The sequence below is a fragment of the Cohnella herbarum genome, assembly GCF_012849095.1.
Lineage (GTDB): Bacteria > Bacillota > Bacilli > Paenibacillales > Paenibacillaceae > Cohnella > Cohnella herbarum.
Map to the genome: position 1 here is coordinate 6,410,369 of NZ_CP051680.1, position 16,247 is coordinate 6,426,615.

Here is a 16,247-nt window from a genome sequence, read left to right on the forward strand (position 1 = left end):
TGAAGACGTTTCTCCTTTATTAAGGAGGTAGCGTCTTTTTTTTGCGCGATGACGGAAATTTATTTCGAATAGTTAACTTTAGTAAATCGAATTCTGCTTTTTTGCTCCTTAAAATGAAAGAAGGTGTCGCTTAAAGGGATATTGTGCGGGAGGATGAAACAAGATGTCGCGGATTAGCAAATTCGTTCTGGGATTTATTTTATTGTTGGGAAGCATGCCGATGCTTCAATCGAAAACCGTTCATGCGGCCGAATACGTAGTCACTCCGCAGATTGCCACGGGGTATTATCACAGTTTGTCTTTGACGACGGACGGAAGGGTCTGGGGTTGGGGGCAAAACACGATGGGGCAACTGGGAAACGGCTCGACCGGGGGGAGGTCGGCGCCGGTTGAAGTCGCTAATCTGGATCATGTAAAGTCGATAGCGACCGGGAATCGGAGCAGCTATGCAATTAAGGAAGACGGGACGTTATGGGCTTGGGGAATGAACGAGAACGGCCAGTTGGGCGACGGTTCGACGGAGAACCGAAAGTTGCCCGTGCAAATTACGGGAATTACGGGCGGAGTCAAGGCGATATCGACGGGGATAGGTTATCATACCCTCGCGATCGATAACGACGGCAACGTATGGGCTTGGGGGACGAACAACAGTGGACAATTGGGGGACGGAACGACGATACAACGGAACTCTCCCGTTCAGGTATCCGGTCTGAGCAACGTGGTCGCGGTCGCCGCCGGGGGCTGGCATAGTCTCGCCGTGAAGTCCGACGGAACCGTCTGGACGTGGGGGAATAACCAATACGGCGAATTGGGAGACGGAACGAAGGTCGCGAGGTCGACTCCGCAGCAGATCGGCATTAGCGGCGTAAAATCGGTTGGGGCGGGCAATAACCACAGCCTTGCGGTTAAGAACGACGGTACGGTGTGGAGCTGGGGACGAAATTATTGGGGAATGCTGGGGGATAGTTCCGGTTACGATCGGCTGACTCCGGTACAAGCCAGTTTAGTTAGCGACGTTAAAGCCGTCGTAGGCGGAGGAAACCATAGCTACGCCGTGACGAATGGCGGCAAAGTATGGGCGTGGGGGGTTAATGCCCAAGGTCAGATCGGAGACGGAACGTGGGAGTGGCGTTATACGCCGGTGGAAATCACGGCGTTGTCGGATATCGAATCATTGGGAGCAGGCGGTTTTAATGGGATCGCGATGCAAACCGACGGCACGGTATGGGGCTGGGGATTGAATTCGAGCGGCGAATTAGGAGACGGCACGACCGAGGAGCGGCGCGTGCCCGTCATTAATAAAGCCGTGCTGGATTTGACGTCTCCTACCGTAAGCGATCCGACAATTACGACTACAGATATTACGCAAACGGGGGTTACCTTATCTTGGACGCCGGCAACCGATAATCTAAGCAAGCAGAATGAACTGGAATATCGGATCTATCGCGTTACGGGCAGCAATCCGGGAACGGTCAGCGCCATCGAATCCAGCGGAACCCCGCTCGGGGCTTACCAGGCTGATGTTTCAACGAAGCAAGTAACGGGTCTAGTCAGTGGTCAAACGTATTATTATGTGGTAATCGTGAAAGACAAAGTCGGGCAGAAAAGCGTATATCAGAAAATAAGGGTCAGGACGCTGGACGAGCCTACGTATGTCGTTTTTTACGAAGGAAACGGAAATACGCGCGGAGAGCCTCCGATCGATTCTTTCGAGTATTGGGTAGGAGAGTGGGCTACCGTTCTGGGAAACCTAGACGGCCTTGAAAAGTCGGGTTTCGCTTTCGAGGGTTGGAATACGAGGGCAGACGGCAGCGGCGATACCTATCTTCCCGGGGACACGCTCGTGATGCCTGCGTCCGACGTGACTTTATTCGCCCACTGGAGGGTTTTGCCCGATATTGAGGCACCGCTGGTTGTCGAATACTCGCCGCCGTCCAACGCCGTGAACGTATCCGCGAATGCGCCATTAGGGTTGGAATTCAACGAGCCAGTGACGGCGGTGCCAGGGAAATCAATCACGGTCTCGAGAACGGACGGCAGTTGGCAAGAGACGTTATCCGTCACGGATGCTTCTAAGGTTGCGGTCGCGGGAGACAAAGTGAGTTTGCTGCTATCCGTACCGTTGCAACTATCGGCCGAATACGCGATCCGTATCGACCCGGGCGCGTTCGATGACGTTGCAGGCAACGCCTATGCCGGGATCTCGGACGATACGACATGGACGTTCGTTACCGAAGCTGAGCCCGTCGATCCTCCCGGGGATGACGCGACTCTTGCTTCGATGAGCCTGTCGGTCGCTAGCGGAGCATCGGTTCCGTTAAGTCCGGCGTTCGCTAGGGCTGAAACGGACTATTCCGTTAGCGTGACGAATACCGTATCTTCGGTGTCGGTTACGGCTGCGACTTACGATGTCAAGGCAAGCGTAACAGTTAGCGTCTACGGTAATTCAGGCTTGCTCACATCTGGGCCGCACCGGGTGACGAATGGAGTGCCAAGCGAGGGGCTTCCATTGGAAGTAGGGAATAACAGGATCGAACTGAACGTCACCGCGGAGAACGGGGCGTTAACGAAGTATGTTGTCCAAGTGGTAAGGGAAAGCGCGCCGGTTTATCCGGGCGAGAGCGGCGATTCGACGCTCGAATCCTTGGTCTTATGGAATGGAGCTTCCGTTCCATTTAGCCCAGCGTTCTCTCGGGGCCAAACGGCCTATAAGGCCGAAGTGGGATATAACGTATCGTCGGTATCGGTTACGGCTGCGACTTACGATGCCAAGGCAAGCGTAACCGCCAGCGTCTATGGCAACTCAGGCTTGCTCACGTCTGGGCCGCACGAGGTGACGAATGGAGTGCCGAGCGAGTCGTTTCCCTTGGAAGTAGGGAATAACAGGATCGAACTGAACGTCACCGCGGAGAACGGGGCGCTAACGAAGTATGTTGTCCAATTGGTAAGGGCAAGGGAAAGCGCTTCGGGTGTTCCAGACGGCGGCGGTACGGTAACCGATCCGAAGCCCCCGGCAGCCGAGTCGAATTTGAAGGCGACCGTCGGCGGTTATTCTTTGACCGAATTCCTAACCGTCAAGCGGACGGCGTCCGGAACAGGTCGCGTCAAGCTGACGGCTTCCATCGAAGCCGGATCGCTGCTTGCAAGGCTTGCCCGCGAACCGGATCGGTCCCGTCTCGTGATCGAGGCGGACAAGTCCGATACCGACGCGGTTCTGGAGTTGACCGGTAAAGTGGTTCAAGAGATGGCCAAGAAAGGTTCGATTCTCGAGATTCGGACGCCTTACGGAGGTTACGAATTGCCCGCGGCCGCAATTGATTTGGAACGGCTGTCGCGGCTCTTCGACGGGAGGTCCCTCGACGAAGCGATTATCGCGATCTCGATCTCTCAAGCCGAGGCGAGGCGCGCCGGGAACGTACCGGTCGTCGGAATCCCGGTCGGGTTCGCGGTGTCCGTATCGTACGGAGGCGTTACGAAAGAAGCAGACCATTTCAGCGTATTCGTGGAACGTTATCTCCCGCTTCCTTCCGGCATCCGTCCGGACGAGATTTCGACTGCCGTCGTTTTGGAGGAGGGTGGCTCCGTTCGCCACGTGCCTACCCGGATGGAAGAGAGATACGGGAAACCCGTCGCCGTCGCAAACAGTCTTACGAACAGCGTCTACGCGCTAGTCCGTTATTCCGGGGCGTTCTCCGATGTGGACAACCATTGGGCGAAAAAAGAAGCGAACGATCTAGCTTCCCGTTTGATTCTTCAGGGAAGCGGCGACGGGCGATTCCTTCCCGCGACTTCGGTCACTCGAGCGGAATTCGTCGCGATGCTCGTAAGGGCATTAGGCATATCCGATCCAGACGGGAATTCCGGCTACGCGGATGTTGCTCCAGGCGCTTGGTACGCTGGAGCCGCGGCTCAAGCCGCACGATTCGGGATCGCGGAAGGGGATGCTAAGGGGAATTTCCGTCCGTCCGCGACGATTACCCGGGAAGAGGCGGCGGTCATGCTTGCCAGAGCCATGGATCTGACCGGCTTGACTCAACATAAGGAAAAGTCGGAAGCGTCCGCGGCGATAACGTTGGCGAAATTCGGGGATGCCGCCGACGTAAGCGGCTGGGCGAGGCAATCGGTAGCGCTTAACGTCGAGGAAGGACTACTCCAGGGGAACCGTTCGTCGGCGCTATTGCCGAAGAATACGTTGACCCGCGCGGAGACGGCGGTCATCGTTAGCCGATTGCTGCGTCGGTCCGGATTGATAGATTGATATAAGCAGATAGAGAAGCCGCGCTAGGTGTTTATACCTATAGTGCGGCTTCTAACGTTATAATCGGGCTGTATACTGGGTCTATTTGCCAACCTTTAAGGAGACGTCCCGTTGTTCAGATGTTACAATAGCATTAATCACAAAGTCGCGGTTGAGGCTGAAGACGGACTCCAGGGTGGGCTACGATGGAACTGATTAATTGCGGCAGGTGCGGGAAGTTGCAGGTACAAAGGCCGGATACGCTGTGCAAGGACTGCCAACAAATTTACATTTTCGAGGCATCGGTCGTCAAAGATTACATCAAGAACAATCCCGGCGCGTCCTTGATGGATGTCGTCCAGCATACCGGCTATTCGTTGCGATGGGTCAAAGAAATCTTAAAGTAGCGATCAAACTCGCCTTCCGTGGGTAAATCATCATAGGGAGGTGTTGCGATATGAACGTTAACGAACTTCATCCGAACGAATCTGGCGAGGTCGAGCCTAACGCCCAAGAACGCGAACGGGCCGACTCGCAAGTGGAAATCCGGAAACAAGGCACGAGTTTCGTCGTTCTGGGAGTCGGCGGACAAGTCGGCGAGATTACTTATAGGTTAGCCGACGTGGATACGTGGGTTATCGACCATACGTTTCTCGATCCTCGCTACCGGGGAGGCAATATCGCGCGGAAACTACTGGATATTGTCGTCGAAGAGGCTCGCGCGGAAGGGAAGAAAATTATCCCGTCATGCTCTTATGCGCTGACGCAATTCAAGCGTAACTCGGAATACGCGGACGTATGGGAAAAGAGAGCGTAGAACCAAATCGGAAAGCCCTCGATCGAATGCGATCGGGGGCTTTGGCTTATTCTAGCATAAGCATTCGGGGTCGGACGGAGAGGAAGCCGGCCCAGATTTCGAAGATTCCGCCGCCGTCGGGCCGTCTTGCTGATCGAATGCGATCAGCGCATGCGTGGCGTGGCTCAGAATCGCTCCGGCTCGCGTCGTGGCAGCGACGAGCACGGCTTCGACGATTTCCTCCGGCGTGCCTCCGAGCATTTTGTACTTCTTGACATGCGTATCGATGCAGTAGGGGCAGCCCGTGACATGAGCGACGGCAACGGCGATCAATTCTTTCGTTCGCGGAGGAAGCGCCTCTGCTGTGTGGTAGACGTCTTTCTCGAACGCAAGGAACGAAGCGGCGGCTTGAGGGGCAAGGCGAATCAACTCGGGAATCCGTTCTAGGTTGGCAGGAGAATAGTAAGGTTTCATGGTTATCCTTCCTTTCGATTATGAATCTAATAACGATTCTACGAAAGGGAAGACCGAAAGACCGTGACTTAGTCACGAAGACGCTCGGCGATGCGATGCAGAAGTTCTCTGCGAAGGAGGGTGATTCGACCTCTCTGCAAGAGAACCGCGCCTTGGGCGGCGAAAGCTTTCAGCGTTCGGGAGACGACTTCGCGGGCCGTGCCGAGCTCGGCTGCGATGAGGTCGTGCGTGATCTCAAGGGTCGCAGGTTCTCGCGCGGATAGACGGACGAGCAGGAAGTCCGCCAAGCGAACCGGGATAGGTTGGAACGCGACCTTCTCGATCAGCGTCGTAACGTCGGCGATCCGGCCCATGATTTGTTTGTAGACGAACTGCCGGACAGGCCGAATCTCGTCGATCCAGTTCTTGAATTCAGGAAGGGAAATCATGAGGACTTCCGTCGGCATCTCGATCGATACGGATGCCTCGTATTCCGTTTCGCCGAGGATGCTTGCCATCATCAGCGCGCAGCATTGGCCCCCGAAGACGCGGTAAAGGGTAATTTCTCTTCCCGATTCGGGACATATTTTGAAGATACGCACTCCCCCGCTCACGATAAAAAGCGCATGCTCGAGAAGATGGCCTTCCCGAACGGGATGTGGAGTAGAGGGGGTTGCAGAGACGAGTTCGGCATGTTTCCATAGCGCGTCGGGCACGGAGGAGAAGCAAGGGAAAAGACCGCGAACCCGCGAAACGAGCGGATCATCCATAAGGTTTACTCCTTTAAGGCGATTAACGATTAGCGACGTTAGATGTCTATAGATATTCCATTTTCGAAAGCGAGATTCCTTCTTCGCAGCGTGTAGCCCGAAGATGAACGCAAGCTGGCATCCTCCTATCGGAAAATGATACACTTTTCCTAGATAGGAAGGGGGAAACGAGATGACAAGGGTAGTGGATATTCCTACTTCGAGAACGGCAAACTTCTTCAGCTTCCAACGGGATCCGCTCGGATTTCTCTTGAACGCGCTGCCGATAGGGGATGTCGTATCGCTCAGGACGAGCTCGTTCCAACCGACGTTTATCGTGAATTCCCCGGATTTCGTCCAGGAAATACTCGTTCACCAAGATCGCTTCTTTCGCAAAGGGAGAAGTTCGGGAGTGCTGCGCCGCACGGTCGGCGATGGTCTATTGACTTCCGAGCGCGAAGAGCATCGGGAACAGAAGCGGTATATGACTCCGGTATTCTATAAAGAAAGAATTCAAGCTTACGCCGAGATCGTGCGGGAGGAGACGGAGCGGCTCGCGGGCAAGTTGACCGAAGACGGTCCCGTTCCGATGCATGAGGCGATGATGGAACTGACGCTCGGCATTATCGCGCGGAGCTTGTTCAATACGGAACTGGAGGAAGATAAGTCGGAGCTGGCCGCGGCGGTCGACGTGACGATCCGGAGATCGGCGGGTACGATTTTCTCGCCGGTCATCCTGCCTTTCTCATGGCCGACGCCGGGCAACGTTCGTCACAAGAAGGCGATCCGCACGCTGGAAGAGATGATCTACGACGCGATCGCCGATGCGAAACGTCAATCGGATATTTATGAGGGCTGCATGTTAGGCCTGCTCCTTGATACGAGAAGCGAGGACGGACAAGCATTGCCCGAGCAGGAAATCCGGGATCAGATGATGACAATGCTGCTCGCCGGACACGAAACGACGGCCAACGCTTTAGTCTGGGCGTGGTACGCCTTGGAGCGTTCCCCGAACGCGCTCGCCCGGCTGCACGAGGAGCAAGATCGCATCCGATCCAAGGAAGAGCGTAACGGAGAGCGAATTTCTGCTTACGACCGTTACCGTGAGATGCCCTACGCCAAACAAGTCATTCAAGAAACGTTACGACTCTATCCCCCGGCGTGGGCTATTCTTCGCGAATCCGAGCAGCCGGTCGAGTTGCTTGGAGACCGTTTTCCGAGCAACAGCAGCTTCTTGATCAGTCCATACGCCATTCACCGCAACGACGCCGTATTCGGCGATGCATCGGCTTTCCGTCCGGAGAGATTCGAAGACGGAGGTTCTTCCCAATGGCCGCGGTTCGCTTATTTTCCGTTCGGCGGCGGCGTGAGAGGCTGCATCGGTTCGCAATTCGCGATGCTGGAAGCGGTGCTGATTCTCGGTACGCTGGCGGCGAATTTCCGGTTCGAATCCGCGCCCGGGCAAGGCGAAGCGATCCCCGAACCACTCGTGTCGCTTAGGGTGAAGGACGGACGGTCGATGATTCCGAAGAGCAGGCTTTAGCTAGCAAACCGGCCGGTTGATCGTCCGTCGTCGGCCGTGCTATAATTAGACCAACTGGTCGGTCTAGGGGGTGCTGTCATGGTTAGAGGACGCTCCGACGGAGAAGAAACGAAGAAGAGAATAACCGCCAAGGCAACGCAACTTTTTAACCAGAAAGGCTACGGAGCCGTTACGATGAACGAAGTGTGCGAAGCGGCAGAGGTTAGCAAGGGCAGCCTCTATCACCACTTTCCAAGCAAGGAAGAACTGTTCCTGCAAGTCGTCGAAGAAGATTCGCAGCAGTGGAACTCCGAGTGGGAGAGAATCCGGGCGTCGGCTGGCTCGATAGAGGAGCAGCTTTACGCTCTGGCCGAGCATTATGCGAACGATTTTCAGAATCCGTTGTTGAAATCGTTGGAAGAGTATTCCCGCAGTCAAATTATCAAGGAAGAAGTCGTCGAGCGGCTGTTGCGAATTAACGACACCAATTCTCAAGCCTGTCGGGAAGTGCTTCGGGAAGGGATGGAGAACGGCGAGATCGCCCAAGGGGATCTTGATCGGCTTGTCTTGCTCGTAAGCAGCTTAATGGAAGGCTTAGGCAAGATATACTACACGGTCGACCGCGATCTGGAGCAGGACCTCGTAAAGGAATACTACCGGGATGCGGTAAGATTCGCGTTAGACGGAATACGCGCCAAGCAAGGCTGAACGTTAGCCGCCGGAAGCTTGGCGTTTTTTACGTCCATTAATTAGACCGGTTGGTCGGTCTAAATCGGAGGATGCCCGCATGCTCATGAGAAACCGTACTTTTAGATTGATATTCGTATCCGATCTTCTGCAGCAAATCGCGATCTGGATCCGAAACATGGCTCTGCTCTACTACGTCATGGAGAAGACGAACGGGGACAAATTCGCCGTGTCCTTGCTGTCCATCGTCGAATACGCGCCGATCTTCGTTTTCTCTATCGTAGGCGGCCTGTTCGCCGACCGATGGAATCCGAAGCGCACGATGATCGCGGGAGATTTGCTGAGCGCGGCTTCCATCGTCGTCATTCTGGCGCTAATAGCCGGAGATGCGTGGCAATCCTTGTACGGCGCAGCTTTCCTGTCCGCTATCCTCAGCCAATTTTCCCAGCCCTCCTCCGCTAAAATATTCAAAAAAAACATTCCGGAAGACCAAGTACCGGCAGCGATCGGTCTTACCCAGAGCATGAGCTCTCTGTTCTTGATTCTCGGCCCAGTCGCCGGGACGGCGATCTACCAATGGGCAGGTCTGAACGCTTCGTTAATCGCCTTGACGCTGCTCTTCTTGCTGTCGGCTGCCGTTTTGTCGTTCCTGCCCAAAGGCAAGACGGGCGATGCGAATGTCTCTTCTACTCTTCGCGAGGATTTGCGGGAGGGCGTTCGCTTCATGCGCGGGGAGAGCCAATTAAAGCGGCTGTTTCTCGCCTTTTCCTTGATTGGATTGGGGGCGGGGCTGGTACAGCCGCTCGAAATCTTCATCGTGACGGAGCGGTTGGGGTTATCCCCGGACAAAGTACAATGGTTTGCGGCCGCGGACGGGTTTGGGTTGTTACTCGGGGCTTTGCTTGCCGTCGCATTCACGGGGCTATTGAAGTTGCGTTACCTGTTGCCCGCGGCGGTCGCTTTTATGGGGGTGACTTACGTCGTTGAAGCACTCTCGGTATGGCCGGTCGCGACGGGCGCGTTCCGGTTCGCCAACGGCGTTATGATGGCGATCGTCAACACCGCGGTCGGCAGTTACGTAATCGCGAGAATTCCGGCGGAGATGATCGGGAGGGTAAACGGGCTAATGATGCCGTTATTCATGGGCGCTTTGTTGCTTGGTACTTCGGCGTCGGGCATCCTGAGCAATACGGCGGGTATCGTACCGGCATACATGGCCGCTGCCGTCTTATGCGTACTCTCGGCGATTCCGGCGTTATCCCTTAGGCTGAGTCAAGACGGACAATCGGAACAAGCGGAAGGGGGAGTCGTTCGAAATGGATAATATCTTGCGGTTCACGTTATCTTCGCGATTTGCGTTTCGGCATTCGGGCGACGCGCAGATTTGCGCTTCGGTGCGGTTAGTTGTATACTACGGCTGCATAGAAGCCGAATACGACGGGGGATTTTTCACCGTATAATCGCTACGAACTAGAAAGCAGGGAATACGATGACCAACGCGCTTAAAGTTCAAGAGCTAATCAATTTGCTGCTGGCCATGAATCCGAAAGCCGACGTAATCTTGCGCGGGGAGGACGGGCGATTTCGTCCGCTGGAGGCGGACGACGTGCAGGAAATTTACGCGCCGGAGCAACCGGCGAAAACGATAGCACATATTGGCGGACCAATTGAGGAATACCATAAATAGGCTGTTCGGATCGAACAGAACCTAGCAGTCAGCGGGGTTAAACGGATGAAGAAAGGCTCGATCGAATTGGACAACGGAAACCGGATCGTCATCGAATTATACGACCGGGACGCGCCGGGAACGGTTGCGAATTTCGAAAAGCTGGCGACGCGCGGATTTTACGACGGATTGGCTTTCCAGCGGGTCGTGCGCGGATTCGTGGCCCAGGGCGGATGTCCGGACGGAACCGGTCGCGGAGGCACGGACAAAATCCCGTGCGAGACGAAGGACAATCCGCACAAGCACGTCAGGGGAGCGGTATCTATGGCGCACTTCGGGCCGGGAACGGGCAGTTGTCAATTTTTTATTTGCTACGACGAATTCGATTACTTGGACGGCTGGCATACCGTTTTCGGGCAGGTCGTATCGGGGATGGAGCACGTCGACGTCTTGAGGCGCGGGGATAAAATGAGGTCGGTCAAAGTGTGGGACGAGCACGCGTAGAGGTAAACGGAACGGAAACGAAATCGAGTTTTTTAGAATACTAGTTGCAATTCCGAGTAATCCGATATACTATATAGAAAACTATTTACATCATAGATAGACATGGAGGCTGGAACACATTATGCGTACCCGTAAAAACAAAAGCTTGTACGGAATTATTCTCATGGCAATATTGACCTTGGTCGTAAGCGCCTGCTCCAATAACGGGAATTCTTCCCCTTCGCCGAGCGCTTCGAATACAACCCCGTCCGCTTCGCAACCCGCCGAGAGCGGCCAAGCGAAAGACGGCGGAAGCCTGATCTTCGCGGTCGCTTCCGACCCGATCGTGCTTAACCCGAACTACGCGGGCGACCGCGTCAGCCTGACGATCGACCAAGCGCTGTTCGCGCCTTTGTTCCAAGTGAACAACGGACAGAAGACGTTCTACCTGGCCGATAGCCTGTCGCTATCCGAAGACGGTCTGACGTACACGCTGAAATTGAAGGAAGGCTTGACTTGGCATGACGGAGAGAAGCTGACGGCCGACGACGTCGTGTTCACGCTCGAGAAGATTTTGGACGAATCGCAGAATAGCTTCCTTCGCGCCAATTTCGTGATCGGCGGCAAGCCGGTCCAAGCGACGAAAGTCGACGATACGACGGTGGAATTCAAGCTTCCGCAAGTGAGCCCGGCGTTCGAAGCGGCTCTCGTGCAAGTGTTCCCGATTCCGAAGCATATTTTCGAGAACGAGACGAATATCGAGAAGAGCGAGAAGAACAAAGCGCCGATCGGTTCCGGACCGTTCAAATTCAAAGAATATAAGACGGGCGAGTACTTGACGCTCGAGAGATTCGATAACTACTTCGGCGGCAAGCCGCACCTCGATTCGGTCACTTATCGCGTCGCGAAGGATACTAATGCGGCCAACCTGGCGCTGCAGAACGGCGAGATCAACCTGAAGTATCTCGACCCGCAAGACGTGGCGACGATCCAAGCGACGAACAATTTCGAGATTCTTCCTTATAGCGAAGGTCGCCTCGGTTACATGATGTTTAATCAGAAGAGCGACACGGGCGTGCTGAACAAGAAGGAAGTCCGCCAAGCGATCGCTTACGCGCTGAACCGCGAAGAGTTGATTCAAGTGGCTTACACGTCGCTCGATTACGCCGATCCGGCCAAGTCGTTCTTGACTCCGGACGTTCTATACCAGACGAACGACGTTCCGACTTTCGACAACGACGTCGCGAAAGCGAAAGAGCTGCTTCAAACGGCCGGCGTCAGCAACTTGAAGCTTCGCTTCATCGTACAAACCGGTAACAAGGCGCAAGAAGCGATCTCGCTTTACGTGCAGCAGAAGTTGAAAGACATCGGCGTGACGGTCGAGCTGCAAAGCATGGATTCGTCCGCGTGGGTGGCTAAATTCCTCGACCAGAAGGCGACGGATTACGAACTGGCGGTTACGGGCTACATCATGAGCTTCGATCCGGATTCGTACAGCATCCTGTTCTCTTCCGACGGTTCTTCCAACTACTCGCATTACGATAACAAACAAGTCGACGAGCTCTTCAAACAAGGAGCCGGAGAAGGCGATGCGACCAAACGCGAAGGCATCTATAAGCAAATTCAAGAAATCGTCGCGGACGACGCGGCTATCTACCCGATTGCTTACACGAAGACGATCGTGGCTCTTGACAAGCGTTACGGCGGCACCGAAGAAGCCGTCCTGAAGCCGGTCGTCGTATTCGAAGATTTGTCCAAGATTTACCTGAAATAAGTACGGGCGGAAAAAATAAGCTGGTGTGTCCAGCTTATTTTTTTGTCCGAATACGGCTGGGAGCGTATTGGCATGAGACAACTTATCGTCAGACGGCTGCTGCAGACGATCCCGATGCTCTTCTTCGTATCGATCGCCTGCTTCGCCATGATCAAGTTCGCGCCGGGAGACCCCGTGCTTTCGTTCGTGACCCCGAACATGCACGCGGAGGACATTGAGCGAATTCGCCATAATTTGGGCTTGGACAAACCTGCTTACATTCAATATTTTTTATGGATCAAGGAAGCTTTGTCCGGCAACCTGGGCTACTCGCTGGTTAACCATCAGCCCGTGCTCGATCAGATCCTCGACCGGTTGCCCGCGACCGCGGGTTTGATGGGAGCGTCCATCGGGCTGGCCGTGTTGCTCGCCATACCGCTCGGGCTGTTGGCCGGCGCAAACCGCAACCGTTGGATAGACAAATTAATTAATTTATTTTCTTACGTCGGAATCTCGATTCCGCTCTTCTGGCTGGCGATTCTGTTGATTTATTTTTTCTCGATCAAACTGAGTTGGCTGCCGAGCATGGGCATGAGAACGATCGGCGTCGAATCCGCGCTGGACGTTCTGAAGCATGGCATTATGCCTTGCATAGTGCTGGCTTTCGGTTTTCTTGCGATCTACGTTCGCTATATCCGTTCCAGCACGATCGGCCAGTTGAAAGAAGATTACGTGCAAATCCAGTATGCTTTCGGTTCTTCGAAAAGAGTGGTTTTGTTCCGGCACGTCATGAAACACGTCCTGCTTCCGGTAATTACATTGCTCGGGATGTCGATGGGTGAACTCGTCGCCGGAGCGATCGTGACGGAAACGGTATTTTCATGGCCGGGTATCGGTTCGCTCGGCATGACGGCCGTTCGGGGAATGGATTATCCCGTAATCATGGGTATTACGCTGTTCTCCTCCGTGATGCTGATCTTCGGCAACCTGGCGGCGGACATTCTGTACGGCATCGCGGATCCGAGAATCCAAACGAAGAGGTGACCCCATGAATCGGAGTAAATGGCGAAGCGTCGGGAGCGAACTTCTCTCGAGCGGATTCGGTATCGCCGGAATAGTTATCCTTCTTATTTTTACGATCGCGGCGGCGCTTGCCTTTCTGTCTCCGCACGATCCCAACGCGCTGAACGCGGTGGATAGATTAAAGGCGCCTGGCGCCTCGCATTGGTTTGGTACGGACGATTACGGCCGGGATTATTTCACCCGGGCTTTGTACGGCGGAAGAGTTTCGCTCATGGTCGGCTTCTCCTCGATGATTCTAGCGACAGGCATCGGCGTCGTCGTCGGCGTCGTCAGCGGATACTTCGGGGGAGTCATCGACAGTCTTCTGATGCGCTTCGTGGAGATCGTCATGTCGATTCCTTCGTTTCTGATCTTGCTGTTGCTCAGCGTCTACTTGAAGCCGAGCGTCGGCAACATTATCGTCATCATATCCCTACTTATGTGGATGAACATCGCAAGGATAGTCAGGGCGGAAACGATGTCGCTTAAGGAACGGGAGTACGTCTTGTACGCGAAGGCGTCCGGCCAAGGAGCACTCGGCATTATCGGGCGGCACATTCTCCCTAATCTGATGCCCGTCGTGATCGTAGGCGCGACGAACAATATCGCTTCGGCGATTATGATGGAATCTTCCCTCAGTTTTCTTGGATTCGGGGTGCAGGCTCCGAACGCCACATGGGGCAGCATGCTGAACAACGCGCAGGGTTACATCGCTCAAGCTCCTTATTTGGCTTTGTTTCCCGGCCTGTTTATTTTGCTTACGGTGCTAAGCTTTAACGTCTTGGGCGATATTTTGCGCGTAGGCTTCGAACCGAAGCTGATCAAGCGATAATCCGGAGACGGTTGCCAGATATGGCGCAAAGGAGTGAAGACATCATGACGGAGCGGTTGCTTGCCGTTGATGATTTACAGGTTTCGTTTCATACCCGGGACGGGGAAAATCAAGCGGTCCGAGGCGTCGGCTTCCATGTCGACGCAGGGGAAACGGTCGGGATTGTCGGGGAATCGGGAAGCGGCAAGAGCGTAACCGCGAAGGCGATTCTCGGTTTGATCGGCCCTCCGGGCAAAATCGTCGGAGGCGATATCCGCTACCGGGGAGAGAGCTTGTCCGGGTTATCCGATAAAAAGTGGAGAAGCCTGCGCGGCAATCGGATAGCTATGGTTTTCCAAGATCCGATGACTTCCCTTAACCCCGTTAAGAAAATCGGCGATCAGATGACGGAAGTCATCCGTAGGCATCGCGGACTCGGCAAGCAGGAAGCGCTGCAAGAAGCGATCGACAAGCTGCGGGAAGTCGGCATCTCCGAGCCGGAGCGTCGCGTCGGACAGTACCCCCACGAGTTCAGCGGGGGGATGCGGCAGCGGGTTATGATCGCGATGGCGCTCTCGTGCCAGCCTGAGCTGCTCCTCGCCGATGAGCCGACTACGGCTCTCGATGTTACGATACAAGCCCAAATTCTGGATCTTCTCAAGGAGATCAAGAATAAATCGAATATGGCCATCGTTCTGATCACCCACGATCTGGGCGTGGTGGCGCAAGTATGTACCCGTGTCATCGTCATGTACGGAGGAATGATCATGGAGGAGGGGACGGTGGAAGATATCTTCTATCGTCCCGGGCATCCCTATACGCAGGGATTGCTTCGTTCCGTGCCGAAACGCGGCGGCGGATCCCGCGAACGTCTCGTTCCGATCGAAGGAACGCCTCCGGATTTGATTGATCCGCCTTCGGGTTGCCCGTTCATCGAACGATGCCCGCATGCCTTCGGGAAGTGCGTCGAGCGGCCGCCCTTGTTTGAGTTAGGCGAGGGGCATCGCGCGCTATGTTGGTTGCGGGATGGAGAGAATCCAACTTCGGACGATTCCCTAAAAGCATTGGCCGGGGAGAGGGGGACTTCCGGTGAGTGAAAACAAAAACAAGGTGCTCGTGGACGTTCGAAATTTGCAGAAGCATTTTAGTAAAGGCAAAGACATTTGGGGACGGAGCACGCAAGTACTCAAGGCCGTCGACGGAGTCAGCTTTCAGATTCGCCAAGGCGAGACGTTCGGCTTGGTCGGGGAGTCCGGAAGCGGGAAATCGACGATCGGGCGCTGTCTTATTCGGCTCTACGACTACACGGACGGAGAGGTATATTTCGACGGCCATAACTTGACGAAGCTGAACGAGAAGCAACTCAAGCCTTATCGGAGTCGAATTCAGACGATTTTCCAAGATCCGTACTCGTCGCTTAACCCGGGCATGAACGTGCTGGAGTTGATCGGGGAACCGATGAACATTCATGGCGTCTATAAAGGAGACGAGCGCAAGGAGGCGGTATCCTCGCTGCTTGAGAAGGTCGGATTGAAGCGGGAGCATCTGTACCGGTATCCTCATGAGTTCAGCGGAGGACAGCGCCAGAGGATCTCTATTGCCAGAGCGCTGTCCGTTCGGCCGGAATTCGTCGTATGCGACGAACCGATCTCTGCGCTCGACGTGTCCGTTCAGGCGCAGGTCGTTAATATGCTCGAGGACTTGCAGGCCGAATTCGGGCTTACGTATTTGTTCATCGCGCACGACTTGTCCATGGTGCGGCATATATCCGACCGGATCGGCGTCATGCGGGACGGGAAGCTCGTGGAAGTCGCGGATAGCGACGAATTGTACGACAACCCTCTGCATCCCTATACGCGCACGCTTCTGTCGGCTATACCGGTGCCGGATCCGCGTGCAACCAGCCAGAGGATCGCTTGGGACAAAGGCGCGATGGATTTCGAATCGGGCGGAGAGCTGCGCGAAGCGAGCCCGGGGCATTTCGTCGCGGATCATTAGGGTCGGGGTAAGAGTTATTTTCAAAAAAAA

General features: G+C 54.9%; 16 protein-coding genes. 14 read left to right on the forward strand and 2 right to left on the reverse strand.

What is annotated here, in order from left to right; translation table 11 throughout:
* The first annotated feature begins 163 nt into the window (after window positions 1-163).
* From HH215_RS27210 to HH215_RS27220, 3 genes are all read left to right on the forward strand, one after another.
* Window positions 164-4,258: an RCC1 domain-containing protein gene (locus HH215_RS27210; protein WP_169282738.1), complete on the forward strand. Its 4,095-nt coding sequence runs from the start codon at window positions 164-166 to the stop codon at window positions 4,256-4,258.
* Window positions 4,259-4,443: 185 nt separating this feature from the next.
* Window positions 4,444-4,644, forward strand: coding sequence for a hypothetical protein (locus tag HH215_RS27215; RefSeq protein WP_169282739.1), 201 nt, complete (start codon window positions 4,444-4,446; stop codon window positions 4,642-4,644).
* A gap of 50 nt (window positions 4,645-4,694) precedes the next feature.
* The gene (locus tag HH215_RS27220; RefSeq protein ID WP_169282740.1) at window positions 4,695-5,054 is read left to right on the forward strand and encodes a GNAT family N-acetyltransferase; all 360 of its coding nucleotides are present in this window, start codon (window positions 4,695-4,697) and stop codon (window positions 5,052-5,054) included.
* Between the two features lie 51 nt (window positions 5,055-5,105).
* Here HH215_RS27220 and HH215_RS27225 read toward each other — a convergent pair whose 3' ends face one another.
* Both HH215_RS27225 and HH215_RS27230 read right to left on the reverse strand, forming a co-directional pair.
* Window positions 5,106-5,507 (reverse strand): carboxymuconolactone decarboxylase family protein, encoded by a 402-nt coding sequence (locus tag HH215_RS27225; RefSeq protein ID WP_169282741.1) that lies wholly within the window; start codon window positions 5,505-5,507, stop codon window positions 5,106-5,108.
* Window positions 5,508-5,575: 68 nt separating this feature from the next.
* A complete protein-coding gene (locus tag HH215_RS27230; protein ID WP_169282742.1) occupies window positions 5,576-6,256 on the reverse strand; it encodes a Crp/Fnr family transcriptional regulator in 681 nt (226 codons plus the stop codon).
* A gap of 172 nt (window positions 6,257-6,428) precedes the next feature.
* On the opposite strand from HH215_RS27230, the gene HH215_RS27235 reads away from it, so the two are divergent.
* From HH215_RS27235 to HH215_RS27285, 11 genes are all read left to right on the forward strand, one after another.
* The gene (locus HH215_RS27235) at window positions 6,429-7,778 is read left to right on the forward strand and encodes a cytochrome P450 (protein WP_169282743.1); all 1,350 of its coding nucleotides are present in this window, start codon (window positions 6,429-6,431) and stop codon (window positions 7,776-7,778) included.
* 78 nt (window positions 7,779-7,856) lie between these two features.
* Window positions 7,857-8,465 (forward strand): TetR/AcrR family transcriptional regulator, encoded by a 609-nt coding sequence (locus tag HH215_RS27240; RefSeq protein ID WP_169282744.1) that lies wholly within the window; start codon window positions 7,857-7,859, stop codon window positions 8,463-8,465.
* A gap of 79 nt (window positions 8,466-8,544) precedes the next feature.
* Window positions 8,545-9,768: an MFS transporter gene (locus HH215_RS27245; RefSeq protein WP_169282745.1), complete on the forward strand. Its 1,224-nt coding sequence runs from the start codon at window positions 8,545-8,547 to the stop codon at window positions 9,766-9,768.
* Entirely contained in the window at window positions 9,761-9,904 is a 144-nt protein-coding gene (locus HH215_RS27250; RefSeq protein ID WP_169282746.1) for a hypothetical protein, read from the forward strand. Before HH215_RS27245 ends, HH215_RS27250 begins: the two co-directional genes overlap by 8 nt.
* Before the next feature lie 29 nt (window positions 9,905-9,933).
* Window positions 9,934-10,131: a hypothetical protein gene (locus HH215_RS27255; protein ID WP_169282747.1), complete on the forward strand. Its 198-nt coding sequence runs from the start codon at window positions 9,934-9,936 to the stop codon at window positions 10,129-10,131.
* Window positions 10,132-10,176: 45 nt separating this feature from the next.
* Window positions 10,177-10,614, forward strand: coding sequence for a peptidylprolyl isomerase (locus tag HH215_RS27260; RefSeq protein WP_169282748.1), 438 nt, complete (start codon window positions 10,177-10,179; stop codon window positions 10,612-10,614).
* A gap of 121 nt (window positions 10,615-10,735) precedes the next feature.
* The gene (locus tag HH215_RS27265; protein ID WP_169282749.1) at window positions 10,736-12,367 is read left to right on the forward strand and encodes an ABC transporter substrate-binding protein; all 1,632 of its coding nucleotides are present in this window, start codon (window positions 10,736-10,738) and stop codon (window positions 12,365-12,367) included.
* 72 nt (window positions 12,368-12,439) lie between these two features.
* Window positions 12,440-13,390, forward strand: a complete 951-nt coding sequence (locus HH215_RS27270) for an ABC transporter permease (RefSeq protein ID WP_169282750.1) — start codon at window positions 12,440-12,442, stop codon at window positions 13,388-13,390.
* A 4-nt stretch (window positions 13,391-13,394) separates the two neighbouring features.
* Window positions 13,395-14,240, forward strand: coding sequence for an ABC transporter permease (locus HH215_RS27275; protein ID WP_169282751.1), 846 nt, complete (start codon window positions 13,395-13,397; stop codon window positions 14,238-14,240).
* A 44-nt stretch (window positions 14,241-14,284) separates the two neighbouring features.
* Window positions 14,285-15,316: an ABC transporter ATP-binding protein gene (locus HH215_RS27280; protein WP_169282752.1), complete on the forward strand. Its 1,032-nt coding sequence runs from the start codon at window positions 14,285-14,287 to the stop codon at window positions 15,314-15,316.
* Window positions 15,309-16,217 carry an ABC transporter ATP-binding protein gene (locus HH215_RS27285; RefSeq protein WP_169282753.1) on the forward strand — a complete coding sequence of 303 codons (909 nt, stop codon included), beginning with the start codon at window positions 15,309-15,311 and terminating at the stop codon, window positions 16,215-16,217. Before HH215_RS27280 ends, HH215_RS27285 begins: the two co-directional genes overlap by 8 nt.
* Window positions 16,218-16,247: the final 30 nt, after the last annotated feature.

What these genes read in the sequence shown, in the direction of transcription:
- HH215_RS27210 (WP_169282738.1), top strand. Translation starts at nt 164, where the DNA reads ATGTCGCGGATTAGCAAATTCGTTCTGGGATTTATTTTATTGTTGGGA.
- HH215_RS27215 (WP_169282739.1), top strand. Translation starts at nt 4,444, where the DNA reads ATGGAACTGATTAATTGCGGCAGGTGCGGGAAGTTGCAGGTACAAAGG.
- HH215_RS27220 (WP_169282740.1), top strand. Translation starts at nt 4,695, where the DNA reads ATGAACGTTAACGAACTTCATCCGAACGAATCTGGCGAGGTCGAGCCT.
- HH215_RS27225 (WP_169282741.1), bottom strand. Translation starts at nt 5,507, where the DNA reads ATGAAACCTTACTATTCTCCTGCCAACCTAGAACGGATTCCCGAGTTG.
- HH215_RS27230 (WP_169282742.1), bottom strand. Translation starts at nt 6,256, where the DNA reads ATGGATGATCCGCTCGTTTCGCGGGTTCGCGGTCTTTTCCCTTGCTTC.
- HH215_RS27235 (WP_169282743.1), top strand. Translation starts at nt 6,429, where the DNA reads ATGACAAGGGTAGTGGATATTCCTACTTCGAGAACGGCAAACTTCTTC.
- HH215_RS27240 (WP_169282744.1), top strand. Translation starts at nt 7,857, where the DNA reads ATGGTTAGAGGACGCTCCGACGGAGAAGAAACGAAGAAGAGAATAACC.
- HH215_RS27245 (WP_169282745.1), top strand. Translation starts at nt 8,545, where the DNA reads ATGCTCATGAGAAACCGTACTTTTAGATTGATATTCGTATCCGATCTT.
- HH215_RS27250 (WP_169282746.1), top strand. Translation starts at nt 9,761, where the DNA reads ATGGATAATATCTTGCGGTTCACGTTATCTTCGCGATTTGCGTTTCGG.
- HH215_RS27255 (WP_169282747.1), top strand. Translation starts at nt 9,934, where the DNA reads ATGACCAACGCGCTTAAAGTTCAAGAGCTAATCAATTTGCTGCTGGCC.
- HH215_RS27260 (WP_169282748.1), top strand. Translation starts at nt 10,177, where the DNA reads ATGAAGAAAGGCTCGATCGAATTGGACAACGGAAACCGGATCGTCATC.
- HH215_RS27265 (WP_169282749.1), top strand. Translation starts at nt 10,736, where the DNA reads ATGCGTACCCGTAAAAACAAAAGCTTGTACGGAATTATTCTCATGGCA.
- HH215_RS27270 (WP_169282750.1), top strand. Translation starts at nt 12,440, where the DNA reads ATGAGACAACTTATCGTCAGACGGCTGCTGCAGACGATCCCGATGCTC.
- HH215_RS27275 (WP_169282751.1), top strand. Translation starts at nt 13,395, where the DNA reads ATGAATCGGAGTAAATGGCGAAGCGTCGGGAGCGAACTTCTCTCGAGC.
- HH215_RS27280 (WP_169282752.1), top strand. Translation starts at nt 14,285, where the DNA reads ATGACGGAGCGGTTGCTTGCCGTTGATGATTTACAGGTTTCGTTTCAT.